Origin of the sequence: Nostoc sp., assembly GCF_036919615.1 — a bacterium.
Classification (GTDB): domain Bacteria; phylum Cyanobacteriota; class Cyanobacteriia; order Cyanobacteriales; family Nostocaceae; genus Nostoc.
Genome location: NZ_JBALCN010000055.1, coordinates 1 through 20,899 on the forward strand (window position 1 = coordinate 1; position 20,899 = coordinate 20,899).

General features: G+C 44.2%; 31 protein-coding genes and 1 pseudogene. 17 read left to right on the top strand and 15 right to left on the bottom strand.

Annotated elements, in window-relative coordinates; genetic code table 11:
* Window positions 1-50: 50 nt before the first annotated feature.
* The 3 genes from V7K48_RS16720 to V7K48_RS16730 all read right to left on the bottom strand — a co-directional run bounded on the left by V7K48_RS16720 (window position 51) and on the right by V7K48_RS16730 (window position 1,326).
* Complete coding sequence (locus V7K48_RS16720; RefSeq protein WP_335074306.1) at window positions 51-752, bottom strand: hypothetical protein; 702 nt, start codon at window positions 750-752, stop codon at window positions 51-53.
* A gap of 69 nt (window positions 753-821) precedes the next feature.
* A complete protein-coding gene (locus tag V7K48_RS16725) occupies window positions 822-1,079 on the bottom strand; it encodes a hypothetical protein (RefSeq protein WP_335074308.1) in 258 nt (85 codons plus the stop codon).
* The gene (locus V7K48_RS16730; RefSeq protein ID WP_335074310.1) at window positions 1,072-1,326 is read right to left on the bottom strand and encodes a hypothetical protein; all 255 of its coding nucleotides are present in this window, start codon (window positions 1,324-1,326) and stop codon (window positions 1,072-1,074) included. Before V7K48_RS16730 ends, V7K48_RS16725 begins: the two co-directional genes overlap by 8 nt.
* Here V7K48_RS16730 and V7K48_RS16735 point away from each other — a divergent pair.
* Complete coding sequence (locus V7K48_RS16735; protein ID WP_335074312.1) at window positions 1,326-1,559, top strand: hypothetical protein; 234 nt, start codon at window positions 1,326-1,328, stop codon at window positions 1,557-1,559. The two genes, V7K48_RS16730 and V7K48_RS16735, sit on opposite strands and share 1 nt — an antisense overlap.
* Here V7K48_RS16735 and V7K48_RS16740 read toward each other — a convergent pair.
* Window positions 1,526-1,903, bottom strand: a complete 378-nt coding sequence (locus V7K48_RS16740; RefSeq protein WP_335074314.1) for a helix-turn-helix domain-containing protein — start codon at window positions 1,901-1,903, stop codon at window positions 1,526-1,528. The two genes, V7K48_RS16735 and V7K48_RS16740, sit on opposite strands and share 34 nt — an antisense overlap.
* Window positions 1,904-2,368: 465 nt before the next feature.
* Between V7K48_RS16740 and V7K48_RS16745 the strand changes: the two genes are divergently transcribed.
* From V7K48_RS16745 to V7K48_RS16795, 11 genes are all read left to right on the top strand, one after another.
* Window positions 2,369-2,731 (top strand): hypothetical protein, encoded by a 363-nt coding sequence (locus V7K48_RS16745; protein WP_335074316.1) that lies wholly within the window; start codon window positions 2,369-2,371, stop codon window positions 2,729-2,731.
* A gap of 55 nt (window positions 2,732-2,786) precedes the next feature.
* Entirely contained in the window at window positions 2,787-2,999 is a 213-nt protein-coding gene (locus V7K48_RS16750) for a hypothetical protein (RefSeq protein ID WP_335074318.1), read from the top strand.
* Window positions 2,996-3,205: a hypothetical protein gene (locus V7K48_RS16755; RefSeq protein ID WP_335074320.1), complete on the top strand. Its 210-nt coding sequence runs from the start codon at window positions 2,996-2,998 to the stop codon at window positions 3,203-3,205. Before V7K48_RS16750 ends, V7K48_RS16755 begins: the two co-directional genes overlap by 4 nt.
* Window positions 3,202-3,387, top strand: coding sequence for a hypothetical protein (locus V7K48_RS16760; protein WP_335074322.1), 186 nt, complete (start codon window positions 3,202-3,204; stop codon window positions 3,385-3,387). Before V7K48_RS16755 ends, V7K48_RS16760 begins: the two co-directional genes overlap by 4 nt.
* Window positions 3,384-3,506, top strand: coding sequence for a hypothetical protein (locus V7K48_RS16765; protein WP_335074324.1), 123 nt, complete (start codon window positions 3,384-3,386; stop codon window positions 3,504-3,506). The genes V7K48_RS16760 and V7K48_RS16765 overlap by 4 nt, the downstream gene beginning before the upstream one ends.
* A complete protein-coding gene (locus V7K48_RS16770) occupies window positions 3,496-4,707 on the top strand; it encodes a hypothetical protein (protein WP_335074326.1) in 1,212 nt (403 codons plus the stop codon). The genes V7K48_RS16765 and V7K48_RS16770 overlap by 11 nt, the downstream gene beginning before the upstream one ends.
* 81 nt (window positions 4,708-4,788) lie before the next feature.
* Window positions 4,789-4,983 (top strand): hypothetical protein, encoded by a 195-nt coding sequence (locus V7K48_RS16775; RefSeq protein ID WP_335074328.1) that lies wholly within the window; start codon window positions 4,789-4,791, stop codon window positions 4,981-4,983.
* A gap of 14 nt (window positions 4,984-4,997) precedes the next feature.
* Window positions 4,998-5,675 (top strand): hypothetical protein, encoded by a 678-nt coding sequence (locus V7K48_RS16780; protein WP_335074330.1) that lies wholly within the window; start codon window positions 4,998-5,000, stop codon window positions 5,673-5,675.
* Entirely contained in the window at window positions 5,668-5,877 is a 210-nt protein-coding gene (locus V7K48_RS16785) for a hypothetical protein (RefSeq protein ID WP_335074332.1), read from the top strand. The genes V7K48_RS16780 and V7K48_RS16785 overlap by 8 nt, the downstream gene beginning before the upstream one ends.
* A complete protein-coding gene (locus V7K48_RS16790) occupies window positions 5,864-6,136 on the top strand; it encodes a hypothetical protein (RefSeq protein ID WP_335074334.1) in 273 nt (90 codons plus the stop codon). Before V7K48_RS16785 ends, V7K48_RS16790 begins: the two co-directional genes overlap by 14 nt.
* Before the next feature lie 54 nt (window positions 6,137-6,190).
* The gene (locus V7K48_RS16795) at window positions 6,191-7,576 is read left to right on the top strand and encodes an IS110 family transposase (protein ID WP_335074336.1); all 1,386 of its coding nucleotides are present in this window, start codon (window positions 6,191-6,193) and stop codon (window positions 7,574-7,576) included.
* Window positions 7,577-7,954: 378 nt separating this feature from the next.
* On the opposite strand, the gene V7K48_RS16800 is transcribed toward V7K48_RS16795, so the two are convergent.
* A complete protein-coding gene (locus V7K48_RS16800) occupies window positions 7,955-8,992 on the bottom strand; it encodes a thiamine pyrophosphate-dependent enzyme (RefSeq protein ID WP_335074377.1) in 1,038 nt (345 codons plus the stop codon).
* Window positions 8,993-9,018: 26 nt separating this feature from the next.
* On the opposite strand from V7K48_RS16800, the gene V7K48_RS16805 reads away from it, so the two are divergent.
* Entirely contained in the window at window positions 9,019-9,213 is a 195-nt protein-coding gene (locus tag V7K48_RS16805) for a hypothetical protein (protein ID WP_335074381.1), read from the top strand.
* A gap of 121 nt (window positions 9,214-9,334) precedes the next feature.
* Here V7K48_RS16805 and V7K48_RS35045 read toward each other — a convergent pair.
* The 3 genes and pseudogenes from V7K48_RS35045 to V7K48_RS16815 all read right to left on the bottom strand — a co-directional run.
* A pseudogene (locus V7K48_RS35045) lies at window positions 9,335-9,628 on the bottom strand (thiamine pyrophosphate-binding protein); the annotation flags it as partial.
* Window positions 9,629-9,781: 153 nt separating this feature from the next.
* Entirely contained in the window at window positions 9,782-10,918 is a 1,137-nt protein-coding gene (locus V7K48_RS16810) for a cytochrome P450 (RefSeq protein WP_335074338.1), read from the bottom strand.
* A 254-nt stretch (window positions 10,919-11,172) separates the two neighbouring features.
* Window positions 11,173-11,736: a TetR/AcrR family transcriptional regulator gene (locus V7K48_RS16815; protein ID WP_335074340.1), complete on the bottom strand. Its 564-nt coding sequence runs from the start codon at window positions 11,734-11,736 to the stop codon at window positions 11,173-11,175.
* An 884-nt stretch (window positions 11,737-12,620) separates the two neighbouring features.
* Here V7K48_RS16815 and V7K48_RS16820 point away from each other — a divergent pair.
* Both V7K48_RS16820 and V7K48_RS16825 read left to right on the top strand, forming a co-directional pair.
* Window positions 12,621-13,385, top strand: a complete 765-nt coding sequence (locus tag V7K48_RS16820) for an ABC transporter ATP-binding protein (RefSeq protein WP_335074342.1) — start codon at window positions 12,621-12,623, stop codon at window positions 13,383-13,385.
* 45 nt (window positions 13,386-13,430) lie between these two features.
* Complete coding sequence (locus V7K48_RS16825) at window positions 13,431-13,835, top strand: GNAT family N-acetyltransferase (RefSeq protein WP_335074345.1); 405 nt, start codon at window positions 13,431-13,433, stop codon at window positions 13,833-13,835.
* A gap of 121 nt (window positions 13,836-13,956) precedes the next feature.
* On the opposite strand, the gene V7K48_RS16830 is transcribed toward V7K48_RS16825, so the two are convergent.
* Window positions 13,957-14,487, bottom strand: coding sequence for an orange carotenoid protein N-terminal domain-containing protein (locus V7K48_RS16830; protein ID WP_335074347.1), 531 nt, complete (start codon window positions 14,485-14,487; stop codon window positions 13,957-13,959).
* A 218-nt stretch (window positions 14,488-14,705) separates the two neighbouring features.
* Here V7K48_RS16830 and V7K48_RS16835 point away from each other — a divergent pair, with 218 nt between their 5' ends.
* Window positions 14,706-15,083 (top strand): hypothetical protein, encoded by a 378-nt coding sequence (locus V7K48_RS16835; RefSeq protein ID WP_335074349.1) that lies wholly within the window; start codon window positions 14,706-14,708, stop codon window positions 15,081-15,083.
* Window positions 15,084-15,364: 281 nt separating this feature from the next.
* Here the strand turns inward: V7K48_RS16835 and V7K48_RS16840 are convergent, their stop codons facing one another.
* The 3 genes from V7K48_RS16840 to V7K48_RS16850 form a co-directional block, all read right to left on the bottom strand.
* Complete coding sequence (locus V7K48_RS16840; RefSeq protein WP_334971216.1) at window positions 15,365-16,000, bottom strand: HAD-IA family hydrolase; 636 nt, start codon at window positions 15,998-16,000, stop codon at window positions 15,365-15,367.
* A complete protein-coding gene (queG, locus tag V7K48_RS16845) occupies window positions 15,975-16,973 on the bottom strand; it encodes a tRNA epoxyqueuosine(34) reductase QueG (RefSeq protein WP_335074351.1) in 999 nt (332 codons plus the stop codon). Before queG ends, V7K48_RS16840 begins: the two co-directional genes overlap by 26 nt.
* 149 nt (window positions 16,974-17,122) lie before the next feature.
* Window positions 17,123-17,275 (bottom strand): hypothetical protein, encoded by a 153-nt coding sequence (locus V7K48_RS16850; protein WP_335074353.1) that lies wholly within the window; start codon window positions 17,273-17,275, stop codon window positions 17,123-17,125.
* Window positions 17,276-17,333: 58 nt separating this feature from the next.
* Here V7K48_RS16850 and V7K48_RS16855 point away from each other — a divergent pair, with 58 nt between their 5' ends.
* Complete coding sequence (locus tag V7K48_RS16855; RefSeq protein WP_335074354.1) at window positions 17,334-17,765, top strand: ketosteroid isomerase family protein; 432 nt, start codon at window positions 17,334-17,336, stop codon at window positions 17,763-17,765.
* A 105-nt stretch (window positions 17,766-17,870) separates the two neighbouring features.
* Here the strand turns inward: V7K48_RS16855 and V7K48_RS16860 are convergent, their stop codons facing one another.
* The 3 genes from V7K48_RS16860 to V7K48_RS16870 all read right to left on the bottom strand — a co-directional run bounded on the left by V7K48_RS16860 (window position 17,871) and on the right by V7K48_RS16870 (window position 20,857).
* A complete protein-coding gene (locus tag V7K48_RS16860) occupies window positions 17,871-18,296 on the bottom strand; it encodes an ATP-binding protein (RefSeq protein ID WP_334971222.1) in 426 nt (141 codons plus the stop codon).
* Between the two features lie 3 nt (window positions 18,297-18,299).
* Window positions 18,300-19,973: a SpoIIE family protein phosphatase gene (locus V7K48_RS16865; protein WP_335074356.1), complete on the bottom strand. Its 1,674-nt coding sequence runs from the start codon at window positions 19,971-19,973 to the stop codon at window positions 18,300-18,302.
* 164 nt (window positions 19,974-20,137) lie between these two features.
* The gene (locus V7K48_RS16870) at window positions 20,138-20,857 is read right to left on the bottom strand and encodes a response regulator transcription factor (RefSeq protein WP_335074358.1); all 720 of its coding nucleotides are present in this window, start codon (window positions 20,855-20,857) and stop codon (window positions 20,138-20,140) included.
* Window positions 20,858-20,899 lie beyond the last annotated feature (42 nt).

The window sequence follows — 20,899 nt, forward strand, 5'->3', positions numbered from 1 at the left end:
TATTAAAGGACGCAAATCATCTTAAGTCCAAAGGATTGGTTCGCGATGAGCTATCGCGAACCAATCCCCTTTTCCACATCCCGTGAAAAGTCAGAATAACACTCACGTAGACAGCCGATTAACCATCCTTGAGGCTTACGAATTACTTGATGTCCACCACTCTTGACAAAGTGCTTAAGAGCATTGCGTACATCTTCAATATCAAATTCCAAGAGATGTCTAGTTGTTCGTTTATTTGGGTCAAAGTATATTTGGTACTCAGCACAAGCAGTCAGTATGTCGTGTTGCTTTTCTAATTCTTCAAACTCGGCTGTGGTAGGAGTAAGACTATTGCTGCTGCTGTTAACTCCCTGTTCGGCATTACTATCATTTGAGGCGTCTATTTTGTAACTAGAGTTATTCTTTTGGAAGTTTTTTTCTCGCGGCTTTTTAGGTGGATTTAACCACGACAATGGTCTTACAAGTAACTTTGATATTTTCCAACAGTAGCGTTTAATTACTTGTAGAACACGGCATGATACCAGTATTTCAAATATCTTTTTCAGGTAGTTGTGAGCGTATGGTCTACCTCTAGACTTGGCTACCCAAGTATTAAATTCTGATAAATCTGGCTCGATCTCGCTGGCAATTTGGCCTTGTCTCATTAGCCACTGCCAGAGGATTTTTGCTGCTGGTGGAATATGGTGTTGGTAACAGTATGCGTCGTGTTCTTCCGTCCACGGAAGATTGTTTTTAAATGGGTTTTGTGTCATGATTACTATTGCTATTGTCTTCAGAGAGCCACCATGATCGCGAAATCACCCGGTGGCTTTTTGGTTTTCCTAGTTCATTGAACGTCGAGCTTTACGGCGTGATTGGCTTTTTACTGTTGCCGCTCTCTCTTTGAGCCGCTCCACTAGTTCGGGGTTATCTACAAAGAGTGTTGGCAAATGATGTAATGCAATTGCTGCGACCTGTGTGGCTTCGTCGAGGTTCAATTCTGGGTCAATGCTTTGAACGTAGTTGACAAAATTATCTAGTTGGTAAATGGCTAGACTTCTTGCGTCAACTAACTTTGATGAGATTATTCGTTTAGGCATTGTCACTTATTCTCCGCAGGATTGTAAACCAGTCGAATTGGTGCGGAGCAGGTTTGTCTGGGTCTCCAGCTATCAGTAGTGCTGCACTAAAAATTTCTGGTTTTTGGGTAAACAAATCAGGTAGTGCCATGATTATCATCTCAGCTAATCTTTGGGCGTGCTGGTCTGAGGTGATTACCGGTATCTGGGTTTTGATGAACTCCACCAAGGGGCGGACTGCAATAACTAGGTCATCATTATTGGTCATTGGGCATTGGTAATTGGTCAACTCGCGATGCCTTCGGCGGGCGGAGCCATCGCACTTCCTCAGAAGCGGGGGCCCACACCGCGATCGCAAAAACGAATAGCTTTAAAGCACTTTTTTACGCACAAATCACACTCCAGCTTGATTTTTGGGTACGATCGCACCCCTTCCCCCAAAAGCGCGATCGCACTTTGCTTTTTAGTTATTGGTCATTGGTTATCTGTCGCTTGTCGTAGTCAAAGCGTGGACGCCTAAGTTGTTTCCAGTCATCAGGCAGATCATCTATCTCCTTAATGTTTAGGTCTTTACATAGAGCCTTTAATTGAGCAAGTGACATACCGTCGTCAGCAACGGCAGTGACATCCATACGCATTGATTTAGCTAAATCCTTGAGGGAAGCGCCTAGTTCACGAGCTAAAGCAATCGCATTGTCGAAACGTGGCATTTTTCTTCCGCTCTCCCAATCGCCAATAATGCGAATGCCTACACCCAATCGCTGGCTTAACTGCGGTTGAGTCAAATCAGCACTTTCTCGAAGTGTCTTCAAAGTCGGCGGTTCGTTTTGTGAGTCTGAGTTCATGTTAGCACCATAGTGCTAGCACTTGAGTGCTTGACATAAAAAACGTCTTGCACTAAAGTGCTAGTTAGAGAGTAATTAAAAGCGCAGGATCAAAGAGTCTAACCTGGGGGTTAGCTAATAATCCTGCCTTTTGTTTTAGTCTCTCACTCACATGCAAACCTGCTGTGATCCCGCTCCCCAACGCCTAGACCTTGCGTTGCAATCGGAGCAAGCACCCGTGCCACCTTGCGCGGAAACACCCTAGAACTGACCGAAAACCAAGATTGATGGAGGTAAAGGCAAACAAAAAACGCTCAAAGCCAGTAATAACAAGCTTTTCACTAAAATGACTGCGGCGCGATCGCAGTAGTTAAACACCTGTATACACGGGTTGAAGTGTCACTTAAGACCTATTTAAGTGCCGCTTAAGCTTGACTATAGCCCCAGTATGCAGCTACTTAAGACCCACTATGACCCTAGTATGCAATGACTATGGAAGCACTAGAAGCCACTAGTAATGGCACTAAAGTACCTCATACCGAGGATAAGACCGATGAAAAGCCCAAGAGGACAAGGCGATACTTGCCATCTTTACCCAGCGCTGCCTCCGCCGCAGACATGAATCAAGTTGAGTATTCCGGACTAGCTGACAGAACAGCAATCGAATGGGACTCCCTGAGAAATTACGAAATGTTCAGTCTTTCGCCGGATGGTTCATTTCCCTTGATGAAAGTCAGTCGTAGCAAAGCTGTTCGACTTGCGGATCGACAGGTGCTCATGGCTGGCGGCGGTCGCTGCTTTCGAGTTTCGTTATCTAACCACCCAACACAAAACAAGCCCCAGTCATAACCTGGAGCTTGTTCGACGGTGTTTAACACCGTCTGCTACCTAACCAAAATTTACCATGACTAACCAACCATTAACACCCAAAGAACAAAAAGTAGTTGAGGGATTTGAAAAAGCTCGTCCAGGACTCGGCGCTGTTGCAGAAAACAACATTCGCAACAACGACAAAACTGGCTGGGCCGAAATCATCGCCGACACCCCAGAATCCGAGTTGGTAGTCCGCGAGGGTTCATCGACTAACACCTTTATCTACAAGAGGATCGGCGGATGACACCACTTATCAAACTAATTAACGATGCCTCACTACTACTTGATGAAATTGCGGAGCATCCAGACTACAAACTCCTTGTAGCCAAAGGATATTACCCAGACCTGACTCTAGGTGATGCACAAACAGCACTCGACTACCTTTGCTGTGAAGCCGATCCACCAGTCATTGCGGTTCCTGAAATTCCTGAAGTTGAGGTGAGGGAATGACTCAAGAGCGTAGTCCGTGGTTAGAAGGTGCGATCGCAATCAGCGATGCGCTCAAGTTAGAGCCGCCAGAAGTACAAGAGTCGATCCGGCGGATGAATCGTAAAACCTACCCAGAAACGAGTAAGGCAATTCAAGAAAGGGAGCAGGGGACAGAAGGCACAAAATCGGAGGCTAAGGAATGAATCAAATTTTCATTCTCATCCTCACCCTATCAGCGCTGATCATTGGCATCATTGCACTTTGTAAAGAGCAAACTCAACACCTTTTTTACCTAAAAATAGAGGTGCAGTATGGCAAATGACCTAATAGATATCAAAGTAGCGTCACCTCCCAGAACTGCCAATGCCTACACCTGGGTAGAGATGCGCTTGCCAGATGGTAAAACTTTACTGCGTTACTGTGCCTGGGGAGTGGGAAGAGTTATATTTTCCGTGTCACTATTCTCAGTTAATGTTACCCGCGCTACTCTGAAATTCGGTATTTGGTTATGTGACGGTTTAGAAGGTGGAGTTAAACGCTTGCTGAAAGTGTACGATGCTCTCCCCTACGCTGGCACACCCATGACCCAAGTCATTGAAGCGTCGGCTGTTCCAGTCGATGAACCACTGGAAATCATCACCGATATCATTGCCGCCATTGAGGGTAAACAGGTGATGATCATTGGTGAAATGGGAACAGGGAAAAGCACCTTGGCTCAATACCTCGCCTACACCATCGGCGGTGCGGTGAAAGTCTATGAGTGCGAAGGCACTCCCACCGATTGGTCGGGTTTGTCAGTCATCGGTCGCGGTGAGAACTGGGTTGCAATCGACCGGGGAATGGCTGAGGATCTGGAGGATTTGAGTAATCAAATGAAGATCCGCAACGAACGCGGGGATGCAGCATTAGCCAGCACCGAGCGCGTGATCATCGTTGAGGAGTACCCCGAGCTGGTTTCAAAAGTAGGCAGTTCCGGCGAATGGCTCGAACGCCATGCCAGGAGGGGAAGAAAAGCGCGGCGTTTCACCATACTGTTATCGCAATATGATCGCGTGGCCGCCTGGGGACTTGAGGGTAAGAGCGATTTAGCCGATGCTTTCTTCCGTATTCGCCTGGGTAAAAAGGCGATCGCCCACGCCAAATCCTTGAAAAATGAGCAGCTTATTAACTGGTTAAAAGCCGACCAGTCACACTGCTTAATTGACGATCAGCCTTTAAAACTCCCGCCATACAGGGAGATGAAAGCCGCAACAGTTCGCGGTGGTTCAACTATAGTCCAACCATCTGCCAACAATGCGATCAACCCCGAAAAACAGGTTGAAAATGACCTCAAACCCGCTCCAGAGGCGGATTTAGAGGAAAATTGTTCGGAAAACGATCGGGTACTTTGGCGGTTAATTCAACGCTTTGGAGGTGGAAAAAGTGATAGTACGATCGTGACGGAAGTCCTTGGCTTCACTGGCAAGCGCTACTCTGAGGGTGCAGCGCTGTTGGAGCGACTCAGGAGGCAGTTCAGAGGATGATTTAGCGATCGCGTTTTGTGGAAGGAGTGCGATCGCTGCTAAAAAAAATCAATTCAAACAAGTAGAAAATAGCACACACCTATGAAAATTGAAACTATCACTTACAAGCGAGTCAAAAATCTAGGAAATTTCCAGACTGAAACGATGGAAGTCACCGCAGTCTTAGACCAATATGACGAGCCAGATCAAGTTAGTGAACAACTTCGGGAATGGGTGAAGAATCAACTTTTCCCACCAGCACCTACGCTGGTTCCCACTGAAACCGATGATTTTTAGGCGATTGGAAAATCATGACCAAACATGACACTTGGGTGAAACTCAAGCCCGGTAATCCTTACGAGCCAATTTTGGATTTTTTTCCAGACGGGATGATACCAATGCGTGACCCGTTCCCCCTGGAGCGAACCGTTGGCCAAAATGGTGAAGAGGTGGCGCTGTGGATAATCGACGTGGAGCGCCTTAGCAGCATTCAATTTCAAATCCTAGTCCAAGCTATTGCCATCAGTTGTAAAGCTGATGCAATTGAAGTTGCGGCGGAAGCAGAACTAAAAGGTGGACTTGCCATGAATAGCAAGTGGGTTGCTTCTATGCAGTGTTGGGTTGAAGGCTTCGCTCGTGCTAAAGAACTTGCTGATTTTTTGTCAACTGCACCAGATGTAGGAACTCCTGAAGCGGCTATAGCATTTCAGGAATTTTGCAACAGTCAGTATGAGCGATGGGTTGAGGGCAATCAGGAGCCGCCGCCAATCAACTCCATTGACGATATCCACCCCTCTTTTCGCACGCCAGAACTGGAACAGTTGATCCAAATGCTTCAAATTGAGCAAGTTATTCAGCAGGGTGCTTACTCACTTTTCGATGTTCTCACTGGTCGAGCAACAGTTAATGCTCTTAACATTATCAACCCGGAAAACTCATACTCATTAGTTGGCGACGACGAATTTGATGAAGATGAAATTTATGAATGAAAATTTAGAAATACCTAACAACATCTCCCAACCAGATCCAGCCTGGGATTACTACATTGAATGGCACAAATTAATTAGAGCTAAAGCTCAATTAGATAAATTAATTGAGTTTATGTCAAAAGTTGAAAGTGCCACAGAAGATAGCCAAAAAATATTGGAACAAGACCTACAAGCAATTACTAACACTATTGAAAGCATATAACCGCCTGATGAGGCTGCCTGACACAGTAGCTGAAACTCTGGGATTACTCCCAGAGTCGCGGGTTGTGTCCAAAACACCCGCCCCACTGTCTCTAGGGAGTGGGGCGTTAACCTTGAATTGCACACCCAGAAAGTGGGGTGTTCATACGTTCAAGCGCACCTTTCCTAGAGCTACCGGGTTAAACCCAGCGTTAAGAGTGAATCGCGCCCCTGTTTTTGGGGTGTTAGGAGGATTCGAGCGTCAAAACTGGGTCTTTTAACTTATTCGTGTTCGCAGCACGAATACCAGAAAACTCCAATTTCTCAGCAGAACCATGACAATTAAATCGATTACATCATTGGGAGTTGATGTTAGTAAGTCAAGCGTAACTTGTCATATTTTAACACAATACCCTGTAGGTGGATTGAAGACTTATTGGCAAAAAACTAGAACTAAAGCTAATACTTTATTTCCCAGTTTTTACTCTAGTCCTAACCCCAAAACCAACCAAAAATCAGCTTTTGATTTTGCTGATTACGTCAAATCAAATCAACCTGATGTAGCCATTCTGGAGCCAACAGGGAATCATTACTCAAGGGTTTGGGCCCGAATTCTAGAAAGCTTAAGAATCAAAATCCTTTGGGTTGGTCATATTGAATTGCGGCGTTACCGGGGCGGGAAGAATCTACCCAATAAATCTGACGAGGCTGATGCTTTGGCTATGGCTGCCTACGCTCAAGATCAGGATAAGTATCTAGAATCTGGTGAATTAAACGAGCGCCAATTTCTGATGCACCGCCCGTACCCAATTGACCAGCTCCGCGAACTGGTGCAGCAACTCGAACACCTTAATCGTGTTCAGTCACCAATTATCAACTACACTCGCCAGATGCTAGCGTGGCAATTCCCAGAAAAAGCACACAGTAAAACTAAAAGCACTAAGCCTGGAAACGTCCCACCGCTGTGGGGTTGGTTAGCGCAACGTGAAAGTCAAGTACACCCACCGAATTACAAATCGATAACCAAAAAATACCAAGAATCAATAGCTGTACAACTTGCACTGGAGATAGATCCGCTTGTGCGGCTGCACGCTCACTGGCTTTGTGATATCCACATCGAGGAGCAGCGCCTAGAAGGTCAACTTAAGGCGCTTCTCAACGATCCGCAATTCCAAATCTATAACCAGATTTTTGACCAGTTTAATTTTGGGCTGAGAATTCGCGCACGCCTCTTGAGTCGGATCTACCCGTTTGAAGCCTTCCTGACCAACGGCAAACCGTTGATTGAGCGAGAAGTGCGGGAAGTGAAGAAGAAGCAAGTCACCCGCAAACACGGTAAATCTGTAGTCAAGTTTCTTCCCGGCGATGTCAAACGGGTTAAGCGCAACCGTTCAAGGGACGCTTTCAAACTCAGACTTGGTATGGGCACAGTCCTAGAACAATCGGGAGACAGCCTAGTTGAAGTTGGCAGTGGCTCGTCACTGTGCCGAATGACCTTTTGGCAGTACGTGATTACCAAAATTGAAATCGACGGGCGCTTACCTGATAATCCTATAGGTAACGAAATTTCTCTTTACAAAGACACGCTCAAAAACAAGGTGGATGCTTCTGGAAAGCAGCTGCTCAACGGCAAACACTTACAAAATAAGCTGATGTCTAAGGTTGCCAATATGTTGTTTCGGGAGTTATCAAGAGCGATCGTGGTTCATAAGCAAAACTAGTTAAGCATCCAGTGAACACGATCGCAGTGTCCACTGCACTAATGAAAATGTGACAAAAAGGGAATTATGCCCAAAAAGGCAGCAGCCGATACCAAGGGGTTATCAGCTGCAAATTCGAGTACAAATCAAATTTGCGTCTATTATACTCAGAAAATTTTAAATTGTTAGAGTGAACGTAGCAGAGAGCATCTCGGTCAATCCGCTGCACTGACTTTCGCTGCTTCTGGCACCGATCGCCTCCCTATACCTAACGAGGAACTCAGTTCGGTCACAGCTGCGGGATACGCCGGATACGCGATCTGCCGAAGGCAGCAGTGAAGCGTATCGCCCCCGACCATCCGCTTAAAAAGGCTTGTAGTATGATGTAGGCTCCAAGTTCTACTTTTGTTGCTGCTCTAGCAGATTTAAGGACTGGGCTAACTGGGAAGGAATATCATTGGGAGCCAGCATCACCTCAATCAATACACATCTTCCCTCAGTCTGAGCCTGCGCCGCCTGCGTCAGGGCTGTCTCTAACTCTGACTCAGTAGTGACGCAAAGACCCAATGGCTTCTGCATCTGTGTGAAGATCGTCGCCAGCTGATGATAGTTCCAGGATTGAAGTTCGTTATAGTGCATCTCGTTCCCATCTACCCGCATCGCGTTCTCAACCTCATAGTGGCTATTATGAAGCAAGAAGATGATGGGGTCTAGTCCTTGGCGTAAGATAGTCGAGAGTTCCTGTGCAGTCATTTGGAAGGCACCATCTCCAACCACAAGCAGGTGGCGGCGGCTCCGAGCTGCTAGGTGCGTCCCAAGGACAGCCGGTACTGTATAGCCAATCGCCTCCCACGTGCACTGAGTCACGATCCTGGTGCGGGCTGGCATCGAAACCCCTGTAGCCCCAACAGTACACGTACCCAGCTCGACGACGAGGACATCATCTGACTGAAGGAAATCACCGAAGCGCTGCCACAAGCGATCTTGCTTGATGGGAGTATTGTGTTGTGGCTCAAAGGGCACAGAGGTGGTGCGAGCCTTTTGGGAACTAAAGGCGAACTCGCGGTGGGGAACGTGCCGGCTTAACTGCATCAGTACGTCACGCAGAGTCACATTCGGATAGTGAGAGGCTGCGATCGCCGCGCTGTTGATCTGGAGATCCACAACGTCAGGCGATTGCAAATTGAAGGCGGCACGTCCATTATTCGTTTCATCGTGCTGAATACCCAGGCGCAGCAGCAGATCGGCTGATTCGATCAGTTGATTGACAGCACCTTCCATCCCTGCCTGGTATGTCCCAAGATACTGCGGGTGGGTTTGGTCTAGGAAAGCCGACTTGCCTGTAAAGGTTGCCGCAAAAGGAATGCCACTCTTAAGGGCGAAAGACTCAACCAGCTCTGTCAAATGATAAGAACCCACTGGAGAATCAATAAGCATCGCGGGGCACTGTGCAGCACTGAGCAATGGCAGCAAGCTCTCCAGCAAGGCTGCGAGTTGCGTTTGATCGCTTAGAGGCTCAGACAATGCCAGCTTTTCTGTGGGAGGTTGAGCGGGCAGATCTCCCACATCGTTGGGAAGCTGAACATAAACTGGCAGCTTCTCAGACCAACATGCCTGAAGGACGCGATCGATTTCTTGACAAGTATTCTCCCGTGTGAGGAGCGCCTGAGCCACCGTGAATTCTTTGTAGATCCTGGGAAAAATACTAAAATCCCCGTGCAGGCTGTGGTGTGTAGACAGTCCGTTCTTCAATGCCTGAGTGGTAGGATGACCAGCGATCGCCACCACCGGAACCCATTCGGCATAGGCACCCCCAACACCGCAAGCCGCACTTAATTCTCCGACTCCACAAGTCACCACAAACGCACCAATACCTCGAATACGTGCATAACCATCGGCAGCGTAGGATGCGTTGAGTTCATTACAGGTACCGACCCACGAGATATCCTGATTCCTCTCAATGCAATCCAGCAAAGGGAAAGCATAATCTCCTGGCACACCGAAGATGTGACCAAGGCCCAATTCCTTGAGCCGATCCAACAAATACGAGTTTACTGTGTACTCTGTAGACATGTTGATGTTCCTTTTTTTCTTTCAAAGTTATGTGGTCGATATGACCCCCAATGCACCATCAAATTTTGTAGGCGTTGAAACGCCTACGGCACAAACCAAGGGTCAGTCTACTGAAACGATCTCCCCACTTTAAGAACAGGGTTGATTCGTTTTCTATAACAAAACACTCAAGCTTTCGAGTCCATGTACCCTGATGTTGGGAAGTGGTTTGAGAGGCTCTTTTGAGTCAACGCGGAGGTTCGGAAATTCTGAGAGTAAAGCTTCGATCCCAATCTTGGCTTCTAGTCGAGTTAAAGGTGCGCCCAAACAGAAATGAATTCCATTCCCAAAGGCAAAATGTTTATTCGGTTCTCGATCAATGATGAAGCGATCAGCATTCTCAAAGTGATGTTCATCTCGATTGGCACCAGCTAGCCAGGGATGCACAGCTTGCCCTTGAGGAATTGTCTGGTCTCCAATTTGGGTTTCGACTTGCGTGAATCGATTCAAAAAAGTAATTGGGGAATAATAACGCAGTACTTCCTCAATTGCACTCGGTAATAGAGACAAGTCATTGCGTAAGCGTTGGTTTTCATCGGGATGCTCATGCAGACACCAAATGGTATTAGTAATTAAGTTAGTTGTAGTCTCATTCCCTGCTGTCAACAGTAGGATGCAAAAATCCACAACTTCTTGTCCGGTCAACTTTTCTCCCTCTTCATAAGCTGCAATTAAATCGCTGATCAGGTCTTGGCCTGGATGGGATTGCCGCTTTTGCAGTAATTGGCGGAAATAGTCAGCCATGTTTTTTATCGCTGTTGGATCGCTAGCTAATACCCCGTCTGACCAGTGCTTGAAGTCTGACCGCTCTTCAAGGGGTACACCGAGAATTTCTCCAATCACGATGATCGGCAGAGGTGAAGAGAAAGCTTGGATTAAATCGACCTGTTTGTGTTGCTTCATTTGATCCAGCAACTCATGAGTCAGTTCGGTAATCCGAGATGCCATAGCTTCGACTCGATTCGGCGTAAACACCTTTTGTACTAGGGTGCGTAGTGACTGATGTTTAGGCGGATCGGTCTGCGGTAAACTCTGAGTAAAATCTTCTCGGCCGAGGGGTTGCGGCGATTTAGATGAAAAGGTTTTCCATTCGCTTAATACTCGTTGCACATCGTCATAGCGAAACACTATCCAAGCTTCCTGCTCTGTGTCATAGAAAATCGGCGCTTCCTCGCGCATTTTAGCCAGCCAGGGATAAGGATTGAGCAGGAATTGTGAATCGGTGGGTCGGAATTGTAAATCGCTAGTCATGACAAATCTCCTTGTGTCAAAAATTGCAAGTTAAAGTGAGTCAGATGCAAGCACTATCTGACGTATCATCTACGAGAGAGAAATCTGTTATGGAATTAGGGAGTCAGCGATAGAGCGATGTCTGCGACAAGACGAAGCGTCTATGCACTGAATCCAGATTTCATCAACATGGGTATAACAAAAATCTCTTGACGCAAACACCAAATTAGGAAAGCGTCGAAATCAAGCCTTTTTAAAACTGTCTTAATTACCAATTACTCTTGTGCTAGTTTCAGCAGAGTTTCAATTACCTGCTTGTGCAAAGATTCCTGCGGGACTCCTAAACCAAAGAGGTAGGCGAAGGATAGACCATTGAGCGCTAGACGAATCAAAGTCGCGATCGCAGGATCGAGTCCACTTGCTTCAATTAGCCGTTGCCAATCAGCAAATTTTTCTTGCCAGGGCTTAAGTAATTCTGGATTTTCAGCAACCGCTGCTAGTAAAGCGGATTGCATTGGACCAGAGTGAGTATTATGATTTTCAAATGACCGGATATAGGCTCTAAGCCAATGTCCTGGTGTTTTCGGTGCATCATCTTGCTCCAATTCATGCTTTAATGATGCTGTCTTTAGATCGATTAGCTGTTGCAACATCCCAGTAATCAAGGCTTCTTTGTTGGGAAAGTGGTAAAGTAATCCACCTTTACTGACACCTGCTTCGCGGGCAACAGCCTCCAACGTCAATGCCTTTGAACCATGAGCTACCATCACTCGCGCCGCTGCTTCTAGCAATGCATTATAGGTGACAGACGGAGATTTTGTTTTTTTGGTAGCAGTCATAGAGCTTGAATGATGGAACTAGATAGATTGTCCGGTAAACACAGTTTATCTGGCAACGAGATTGTTAATATCTTCTCTCATTGCTTCGTCTGTGGGGCAGCAAGCTAGGATTAGATTTATTGGGTAAACTTGCTCTCTTTGAAAATCGGTGGGATGTAATCATACAGTGTAAAGTTTCATCCAACAAATCCGTAGCATGTCGAACCTGCGGATTTTGAGACAGCAGCGAATTGCTTTGGGTTCCCAAAGCAGTTTAATCAAAAAAGGGATTTGCAATTGTGAACATAACATTCTCAATCCAAGATTGATATAGATTGGATTTAAGTGCCTACTATAAGTTTACCGTCTAGACGGTTTATAAAATTGATGATACCGTCCAGACGGTACAGTGTCAACTAGGTAGTTTGAGATTTTGGATAATTGATTCTTAGGGCATGGGTCAAGTATTCCTAAAGGCGACATTAGACCTGCCTTGAAAATCTAGTTATTGAGGGAAATTGGCTAAGAAAAATAAGAAAAGAAATTTGGAGATGCGATCCAGGACTTACGCATTGACAGAAAAACCAAAATAACAGGTATAGTTTTCAAGGCTTATAGCTAGGTTTTTCAATAAGATTTTGGCGATGCCTGCGGCGAGCTACGCCTACGCACCCAATCAACGGTGATTGACAAAGGCCTGAAATAACGTATTTACGTTATGCACGAGATAGTTATTTTGTACAGTGCGTAAGTCCTAGTTATTTCCAAAGTAACATCCAAACGTTGTAACGTGCTTCCTCGCACTCTACGTTAGGAAGTCTGTGCATTTATATTTAGAGCAAGGGTGGTTACTATAGTGACAACTAGTAAGCTACTCTTGCTAGTCTAAGATTACCTATCTATTTATGACAAACACTATTTCAATTACCGATTCCCTGGTTCCTAATTCAGTACCGAAACCAGCAATTATTCGACTAGAAAAGATTTTCAAGATTTATGGTAGTGGCGAAACAGAAGTACGAGCGCTAAATGATGTCAACCTAATTGTGGAACAGGGCGAATATTGTGCAATCATGGGGCCCTCAGGTTCTGGTAAATCCACAGCCATGAATATTATCGGTTGTCTAGACCGTCCCACAGGCGGACATTATTACTTAGATAACCTCGATGTAGCCCAAATGGACGATCGCTCATTAGCACACATCCGTAATAAAAAGCTGGGGTTTGTATTCCAACAATTCCACCTATTGCCCCAACTAACAGCATTAGAAAATGTCATGTTGCCAATGGTGTATGCTAATGTCAACCCAAAAGAAAGAAGCGATCGTGCAACAGTTGCACTGACAAGAGTCGGTTTAGCAAATCGTCTCAACAACAAACCAACTCAGCTATCTGGTGGACAACAACAACGAGTAGCGATCGCCCGGGCGATCGTTAACCATCCTGTGGTACTCTTAGCCGATGAACCCACTGGCGCCCTTGATACGCGCACAACCGAAGAAGTGTTAGACATCTTTCGCGAACTCAATGTCAGTGGAATCACCGTTGTCATGGTAACTCATGAACCAGAAGTTGCTCGTCAAACCCAGCGCATCGTTTGGTTCCGTGATGGTCAAGTGGTACACTCTAATCTGACGCCATCTGACTTGAATCAGCTTGCTGTGTCATAAATTCTTAATTTGCTGACAGCAACATCTATCAAATTCTGTGCTGCAATGGTGACATACAAACACGATCTCGAAAATGTTGATTGGGAGGAGATGAAAGCTACAATCAGTCAAGATAAATTCGACAACGGTAGAAGTGCTGAACAACTCAAAGCATCGTTTGCCAACAGTTATGCCACTTGTATTGCTTATGCAGGCGATCGTATTATCGGCACTGCTCGCGTCCTATCTGACGGTATTTGTAATGCTTACATAGTTGATATTTGGGCATTTACGCCTTATCGTCACCAAGGAATTGCTAGCACAATGATGCGAATCTTATTAGACAAATTGCAAGGTCAGCATGTCTGTTTGTTTACAGATGATTCTATCCAATTTTACAAAAAACTTGGCTTTACCGAAAGAGAAACTTGTCTAGAGCAGATAATCGGTAAATGGTTGGTGAATACATAATTAACAGATAGCTAAATAGCAAGCCTATTTAATTTTTAAGAATTGAAAGCCCCAGATCCCCGACTTCTCTAATAAGTCGGGGATCTTGTTTTTCACGGTTATGGATATGGATTTAGTCTAATTACAAACTTGACGTTTTGCCAGTTTCTGCTTGCGTTGCGATCGGCTTAACATCCGTGTAACCCACTTCACCAGCTATTGTCCGAAACACCGACATTTGTTCTTCAAATTCTAATCCTTCAATTTGGGAAACCAAATCATTAATTTCTTTAGCTGGCTGGTAGCTGCTTGGCAAATCAACTACCGTATCCCCCATAGCTACCGCCCAAGCATACCAAACTAACAGTTGGTTGTTTTCTTTGATCGCTCCATAAGCACGAGAATATTCTGTATCTTTGCGGTTAACTATATCCCGCATGATATCTAGTTGCTGCTCATCTGATAACTCAAAATAGTCTCCTAGCAGAAGTGGTGCTAAGTCTGGTTCGGCAGCAGCAGGAGCAGCTGGAGTGATCGAGTCACCCATTTTTTTATAAACCAAATAGAACCAAGCTAATTTTGCATCGGTATCTAAGGCGTTAAATGCATCCACCAAGGTTTGAGTTTCATTGCTCTGGGCTTGAGAAATATTTTTATCGTAACTTGCAGTCATAATTTTATTTCCAAGGAAATTTTACACGCCAAACTAAGGCTTACCAAAGTTTGAGCATCAAATTCTACTACCTATAGAAAGATTTAAAATAATTTAAAATTTCAGCTTTAATCTACCTTTTAATAGAGGTAAAAGTCTCCCGCTAGAAGCAAGAAAGCAGCAGATTACTTTGCTATAATTGCTACAGAAATAAAAAATTTACCTTAAAGGTTTTAATTATGCCTGATGAAGAAGTGAAGCCCAATTTAAATCAAGCTTCCACCCAGGATGCACAATTAGCTGCCGATAGCATAGCTAGTGGTGAAGAAAAAGCGCCAACGGTGGATTTTGATGCTGATTATGCAGCTGCACAACAATTCAGCGTGAGTGAAGTTGACCGCACAGGTAAAGGTGCAGCAGCAGCCGAAGCAGCCACTGCACCTTACCAGAAAACCTCTCAGCCACAACAGACAAAAACTCAAGCGCAGTCAACTGGTAATCCTGATGATTTTCTAGAGTCAGCAAAGGAAGTTGGGAATTCTGCGACTGAGGGTGTAACTAATGTTAGTGATGATCTAGTAAAACAAGCTTTGGAAAAGGGTGAACGGAAAAATTAAGTTTTCCTGATATTTTCTAGGTTAAGGCAATGTCACAAATATTAAAATTGAAGTTTTCCGCATTGGTAGACATTGCCCACCCTACTGTTTTGGTTAATCGTCAATTGTTAAGATTTTTACTATCGACTTTTGACTATAGCGGTTCTCGGTTGGATGCATTACAGTCTGACCTCTCTCCTAAAAGAAGAAAGGCTTTGAGGCTTACACCCAATGCTACAAGGGTTGGGACTGTTCTTGTTAGGTCTGTATTCCATACAATTGAGAACCGCTATATTAATTAATTAACGACCATTCATCACTTCTAGGAGTTCACTAGGTCGGTGAATTAAATAATCTGGATTTTGCTTGGCTAGTGCTTCCGGTGAGTTAAAGCCCCAAGTCACTGCAATCACTTGGATATTTGCTTTCTTTGACGCTTCTATATCTCTGGTTTCATCTCCGACATAAATAACTTCTTGAGGTTGAAGTTGCTTTTGCCTCAATACATTATTGATTATCGTTGTTTTGCCAAAAATTGTAATTCCTGAGTAGATAAAATCAAACAGGTGATTTAAATCATTGATTGTGAGGAATTGCGTCACATTTTCTTGAGAATTAGAAGTGATAATGCCCAATTTATATCCTTGATTTTGGAGTTCCATTAATGCTTCTTTAATTCCCGAAATTGGCTTTAATTCTGGGATTTTGTTTTTTAATTCCCCTTTAATTTTTTTAACTAGAAAAGGTATCTTAAATAGAGAAACTCCTGAGTACTTAATAATTTCCCTAGATGTTAAGTTCTTGAGTAGGGCTAATTGCTCTGGACTTATATGTATATAACCAAAGTCTACAGCTAGACGATTAGCAATACTTACAAGGGCATCTACTGTATCAGCAATTGTGCCATCAAAATCAAAAATAATTACTTTCGGGGTCATTCTTTCGCCTGGATGCGTCAAGATTAGCTAGGGCGTTGCGTCGTAACATTTCTGGCTTAATCCGCCGCAAGGCAGATGCTGGAAATCGTTTATCCCACTCCTGATCTGAGATTTGGGCTAATTCTAGCAGTTGGGGAGCAATATTCCCAGGATAAGGCTGAAACTCTGCAATATCAGTTGGGCTGGCAAAACGTTGATTCCAAGGACAAACATCTTGGCAAATATCACAACCAGCAACCCAGCCTTGCAAATGAGGTGTGATTGTTTCTGGCAATTCCTCTGCCCGATTTTCAATGGTATGATAAGCAATGCAGCGATTAGCATCCACAACAAAAGGCTGAGTAATTGCACTCGTAGGACAAGCCTGAATACAACGAGTACAGCTACCGCAGTGTTCTGTATGCGCGCGATCGCTCTCTAATTCCAAATTTGTCAATACTTCTCCCAAAAATACCCAAGAGCCAAATTCCCGTGTAATCACATTACCATTTTTGGCAATCCAACCAATTCCGGCAAGTTGAGCCAACACTTTATCTTGCACCGGGCCAGTGTCTGCATAATAACGAGCTTGTACGCCTTCATCAAGTGATTCTAGCCATGTAGATAGCTGCTTGAGTTTTTTATGCATCACTTTGTGATAATCCCTTCCCCAAGCATAACGGGAAATTTTAGCGTATTCCTCGCCTTCTCCTGACGGAGACGCTACGCGAACGGGACGTTGATGTGGTGTATAGTAATTTAGCGCCACACACACTAGCGATCGCGCTTCTGGCATCACTAAGCTGATATCCTGACGTTTTGGGTTAGCCATCCATTCCATGTCGGCGTGATAACCCAGTTCAATCCATGCTTGCAACCTCTGCACTTCTGTAGCATCTACCCTATCTACATCAGCAATTCCAACTTTGTGAAAGCCCAACTCGCTGGCTTTTTCTTTGACTATACTGCTGCTTGTTACGGAATACTGATTCATTTTTTTATCTGGATTTTGCCTAACTAAAGGCATTGATAATATACATTACCTAGTCAATACTTTTGATTAAGATTTATTACTGATTATACAGATAAATTTTATTTATAGCCATGCGTCCCCGATCCTGGGTGAGCTTAATTCCCTGCTATTTAACTAAATTCTGTTGTAAAACTTCCATCGTGAGGAAGATTTTCTAATATATGGCAATCTATCTCAATAGCAGCTTTCTTTTTACCTATTTTTGTATTTAAATTAATATTTAGCATGATAGAGGCAATTCTATCACCGACAAATAAAAGCATACAAAGCAACTAAATTTATTTATAGGGATTGTTAATTTTGAATTCGGAGCGAAGCGACGTGACCTCTGCTGAATTTATATCCCCAGCGCAGTTGAAAGAAGAACTCCAGATTGAGGGAATTGCAGAAACTAGTATACTGTGTTATTTTGAAACCTTAAATGCAGGAGAATTTGAAACAACTGCTGCCTTATTTGCGGTGGATGGTGTGATGCGTCCACCATTTGAATCTGATATTGTCGGGACAGATGCGATCGCAGCCTACTTAAAACAAGAAGGCCAAAACATTAAAGCTTACCCAAACACAGGAATAGCCGAGACTTTAGAAAACGCTACGATCCAAGTCCAGGTAACAGGCAAAGCACAAACTTCGTGGTGTAGTGTGAATGTCTTGTGGTTATTTATCCTCAACCAGCAACAGCAAATTCTTTATACTAGAATTAAACTTTTAGCTTCCCCCCAAGAGCTACTTTCTTTACGTCGTGAAAAGTAACAAATAACTATAAATGGTTTAGGCAATATTTGATCATACCCAAAACAAAATCTCAGCATTGAAAATTCGTATAAATCACATGATTTGAAAAACAGTAACTTTTGTCTATCGGACTAATTCGGGTAAAGTAGCTTCTAACTTCAGACAGTTGGCACCATTAATCTGCAACTGGTAATCAACTTTATCCATGAGACGATTCATAATTAGCCAGCCATAACCACCTTCTTGTTTTTCCATCGGGTTTGGAGCGTAGTAGGTAGACATATCAAAGCCTTCGCCGTAGTCCCAAACTTCGAGGGCAAGATCCCGGTCTTTCACTTCCAAACGCAGTAAAATCGGTAAATTTGGTTTATCCTTGTGAGCATGACGGACTGCATTTGAGTAGGCTTCTACCAAAGCCAGTCTCAACCGACTTGATTGCCGTGACCAATCCACAGAATCTCCTAATTGGATTTTCAAACATCCCAGCAACCAGTTTTCCACAATATTAAGAAAATTCAAGTCACTTGGTACATGAAGCTCACTTTTCATGACTTACAAAATCTCCAGTGAAAGTATAGTTTGATCATCTTCTTGAACTTGGTTATCTGCCTGGATGCGAGCTAGTAAATGGTTAAGAGAAAGCGGTTGTTGCTCTTGTTGTAAGAGTTGCCAAAGACCATCTTGATTTAGCATCGAACGGTTAACTGGCTCAACGCCAGTCTCGGTTTTTACTGCTAAACTAAAATCATTTGAGATCATTGCTTCTGTAATTCCATCGCTGGCTAGTAACAATGTATCTCCAGCAGCGAGAACCAAACGACCAGACTCTGCCTGCCACTTAGGCAAGATCCCCAAAGGAACGCTGCGGACTTTCAGATAATTGGGATTATCGGCTAAAGCGCCTTGGCGTGACCATAACAGTGGATAGATATGACCGGCATTAGTATAGACGAGTTCCTTAGTGGTAGTGGTGTAACAGGCTAACACAAGGGTGATGAAATAATTGTTGCTAATTAGATCTTCACTGAGAGCGTGGTTGAGGTTTTGCATGACCACATTCGGCTCGGCTGGTGCTTCTTGAGATAATTCCCGGCGCAAAACTGAAATAATACTAGCCATAAATAAAGCAGCTGGGACGCCCTTGCCAGAGACATCACCCACTGCCAACCACAAATCGCCTTTGGGATGAACAAAAACTTCAAAAAAATCGCCTCCTACTTCCCGCGCTGGGTAACAGCAGGCTTGCACCTTCACACCTTTGATGTCAGGTAAACTTTGGCGTAGCAAGTTGTATTGAATTTGGCGAGCTACCTCCAACTCATTATGAATCTGCTGTTGCTTTTCTTGGAGACGCTGGTAGAGTTTTGCTTGAGAGAGGGCTAAGGCTGCTTGTTCAGCAACACCTGCAATCAGTTGGATGTCTTCGTCTTGCCAGGGGCGATCGCTTCCCCATTGGTGGAGGGCTAGCACAGCCAACAAATGCTGCTGGTAGCTAAGTGGCACAACCAGGTGGTGACAGGGGTTGCCATCGTATATTTCTTGAGCTAGTTGATAATGACGGGTTTCCAGCACTTTTTCAATTAAAACACTGGAATCAAACAAGAAATCTAATACACGGGATTGAGGATCGTGGTAGAAGAACTCGTCTTGTGTCAGGCGATCGCCCTCTACTGGTCTGAGCAAGCAACTGCTAGCTTCAAATCTTTGTCCAATAGTTGCTACAATTTTTTGCAGCATACTGTCGTAGTCTAAAGATTCCCGAATTGCTGTTGTTACCGCATTAAATAAAGATTCTCGCCGTAGGGCCCGACTCAACTCTTGCGTGCGCTTCTTAACTAGGCGATATGTATCACTAGCTTGCTCAACTAATGCTCTCAGCCGATCCGGATTCCAGGGTTTGGTAATGTACTTAAATACCTGACCAGAGTTAATCGCATCTACCAAATCTTCGACATCAGTAAAACCAGTTAACAAAATCCGAATCGTGTCTGGAAAGCGCTCGACGGTGCGACTAAAAAATTCGGTGCCATTCATTTCTGGCATTCTTTGGTCAGAAATAATCACCGCCATCTCGCCAAATTGATCCAAGATTTCCAGAGCACCAAAGGCATGATTGGCTTTATATACTTGATAATCTCGCCTAAAAGTGCGGTAGAGTAAATCTAAGTTATCTGGCTCATCGTCTACCACCATGAGCTTGAGTTTGTCCATCCCAATATCAGCCATATTTGACTTTAGTTTTCACATATTTGAATGGCGAGATAACGTGATGTTTATCCCACCTGATAAGTAACAAAAAATCAGAGAAGCTATTCACTTTGAAAATATAACTTTCTCAAAGTTGTGAGTTTCCCTTAATCATCCTCAATTGCTCCATACCAAAATTAACTTTATCCAACCAACCCAGAACGCAAGGCGCGGACTGCTGCTTGGGTACGGTCATCGGCACATAGCTTATTTAAAATATTGCGAACGTGAGTTTTAACAGTCCCAACAGTAATGTAAAGTCTTTCTGCAATTACTGCATTACTACAACCTTCGACAATCAACTGTAGCACTTCTAACTCCCTTTCTGTCAGGGTGTAAGGTTGAATTCCTTCCAGATTCTCGACATAATCAGGGTTAGAGACAATAGTCTTGGTATCTACAAAAGCCGATTCCAACTTTTGGGGATTTTGTTGCGCTTGTTGTAATACAATCCGAGCGATCGCCGGGTCGATCCAGGCGTTGCCATTGTAAGTTACTCGCACTGCTTCCAGTAAATTATCGAATTTGATATCTTTCATACAGTAAGAGTCTGCGCCAGCGGCAAAAGCTGCCAACACCGCTTCTTTGTTATCCCGTAGTGTCAAAATTAACACCTTTGTAACTAGCTGCTGCCCATTAGCAGTAGATTTTACCTCCCGTGTCAACTCAATGCCATCTTTATCTGGTAAACCAATATCTACAATGGCAATATCTGGTTGTACCGTTTTTAACATTTTTAGCCCCTCAGCAGCATTGGCAGCTTCACCTACAACTTCAATTTCATCCTTTTGCAGTAGTGCTGTCCGAATACCCACACGAGTTAGGTCATGATCTTCAATCAGAGCGATACGAATTTTACTCATAGCCAACTTCAGCCCGTTACACTACCTTAACCGGAAAGTCGA

Bases quoted from the DNA above. Each gene is read 5' to 3' on its own strand.
- V7K48_RS16720 (WP_335074306.1), bottom strand. From the start codon at position 752: ATGACACAAAACCCATTTAAAAACAATCTTCCGTGGACGGAAGAACAC.
- V7K48_RS16725 (WP_335074308.1), bottom strand. From the start codon at position 1,079: ATGCCTAAACGAATAATCTCATCAAAGTTAGTTGACGCAAGAAGTCTA.
- V7K48_RS16730 (WP_335074310.1), bottom strand. From the start codon at position 1,326: ATGACCAATAATGATGACCTAGTTATTGCAGTCCGCCCCTTGGTGGAG.
- V7K48_RS16740 (WP_335074314.1), bottom strand. From the start codon at position 1,903: ATGAACTCAGACTCACAAAACGAACCGCCGACTTTGAAGACACTTCGA.
- V7K48_RS16745 (WP_335074316.1), top strand. From the start codon at position 2,369: ATGACTATGGAAGCACTAGAAGCCACTAGTAATGGCACTAAAGTACCT.
- V7K48_RS16750 (WP_335074318.1), top strand. From the start codon at position 2,787: ATGACTAACCAACCATTAACACCCAAAGAACAAAAAGTAGTTGAGGGA.
- V7K48_RS16755 (WP_335074320.1), top strand. From the start codon at position 2,996: ATGACACCACTTATCAAACTAATTAACGATGCCTCACTACTACTTGAT.
- V7K48_RS16760 (WP_335074322.1), top strand. From the start codon at position 3,202: ATGACTCAAGAGCGTAGTCCGTGGTTAGAAGGTGCGATCGCAATCAGC.
- V7K48_RS16765 (WP_335074324.1), top strand. From the start codon at position 3,384: ATGAATCAAATTTTCATTCTCATCCTCACCCTATCAGCGCTGATCATT.
- V7K48_RS16770 (WP_335074326.1), top strand. From the start codon at position 3,496: ATGGCAAATGACCTAATAGATATCAAAGTAGCGTCACCTCCCAGAACT.
- V7K48_RS16775 (WP_335074328.1), top strand. From the start codon at position 4,789: ATGAAAATTGAAACTATCACTTACAAGCGAGTCAAAAATCTAGGAAAT.
- V7K48_RS16780 (WP_335074330.1), top strand. From the start codon at position 4,998: ATGACCAAACATGACACTTGGGTGAAACTCAAGCCCGGTAATCCTTAC.
- V7K48_RS16785 (WP_335074332.1), top strand. From the start codon at position 5,668: ATGAATGAAAATTTAGAAATACCTAACAACATCTCCCAACCAGATCCA.
- V7K48_RS16795 (WP_335074336.1), top strand. From the start codon at position 6,191: ATGACAATTAAATCGATTACATCATTGGGAGTTGATGTTAGTAAGTCA.
- V7K48_RS16800 (WP_335074377.1), bottom strand. From the start codon at position 8,992: ATGCTTATTGATTCTCCAGTGGGTTCTTATCATTTGACAGAGCTGGTT.
- V7K48_RS16805 (WP_335074381.1), top strand. From the start codon at position 9,019: ATGGCAGCAAGCTCTCCAGCAAGGCTGCGAGTTGCGTTTGATCGCTTA.
- V7K48_RS16810 (WP_335074338.1), bottom strand. From the start codon at position 10,918: ATGACTAGCGATTTACAATTCCGACCCACCGATTCACAATTCCTGCTC.
- V7K48_RS16815 (WP_335074340.1), bottom strand. From the start codon at position 11,736: ATGACTGCTACCAAAAAAACAAAATCTCCGTCTGTCACCTATAATGCA.
- V7K48_RS16820 (WP_335074342.1), top strand. From the start codon at position 12,621: ATGACAAACACTATTTCAATTACCGATTCCCTGGTTCCTAATTCAGTA.
- V7K48_RS16825 (WP_335074345.1), top strand. From the start codon at position 13,431: ATGGTGACATACAAACACGATCTCGAAAATGTTGATTGGGAGGAGATG.
- V7K48_RS16830 (WP_335074347.1), bottom strand. From the start codon at position 14,487: ATGACTGCAAGTTACGATAAAAATATTTCTCAAGCCCAGAGCAATGAA.
- V7K48_RS16835 (WP_335074349.1), top strand. From the start codon at position 14,706: ATGCCTGATGAAGAAGTGAAGCCCAATTTAAATCAAGCTTCCACCCAG.
- V7K48_RS16840 (WP_334971216.1), bottom strand. From the start codon at position 16,000: ATGACCCCGAAAGTAATTATTTTTGATTTTGATGGCACAATTGCTGAT.
- queG (WP_335074351.1), bottom strand. From the start codon at position 16,973: ATGAATCAGTATTCCGTAACAAGCAGCAGTATAGTCAAAGAAAAAGCC.
- V7K48_RS16850 (WP_335074353.1), bottom strand. From the start codon at position 17,275: ATGCTTTTATTTGTCGGTGATAGAATTGCCTCTATCATGCTAAATATT.
- V7K48_RS16860 (WP_334971222.1), bottom strand. From the start codon at position 18,296: ATGAAAAGTGAGCTTCATGTACCAAGTGACTTGAATTTTCTTAATATT.
- V7K48_RS16865 (WP_335074356.1), bottom strand. From the start codon at position 19,973: ATGGCTGATATTGGGATGGACAAACTCAAGCTCATGGTGGTAGACGAT.
- V7K48_RS16870 (WP_335074358.1), bottom strand. From the start codon at position 20,857: ATGAGTAAAATTCGTATCGCTCTGATTGAAGATCATGACCTAACTCGT.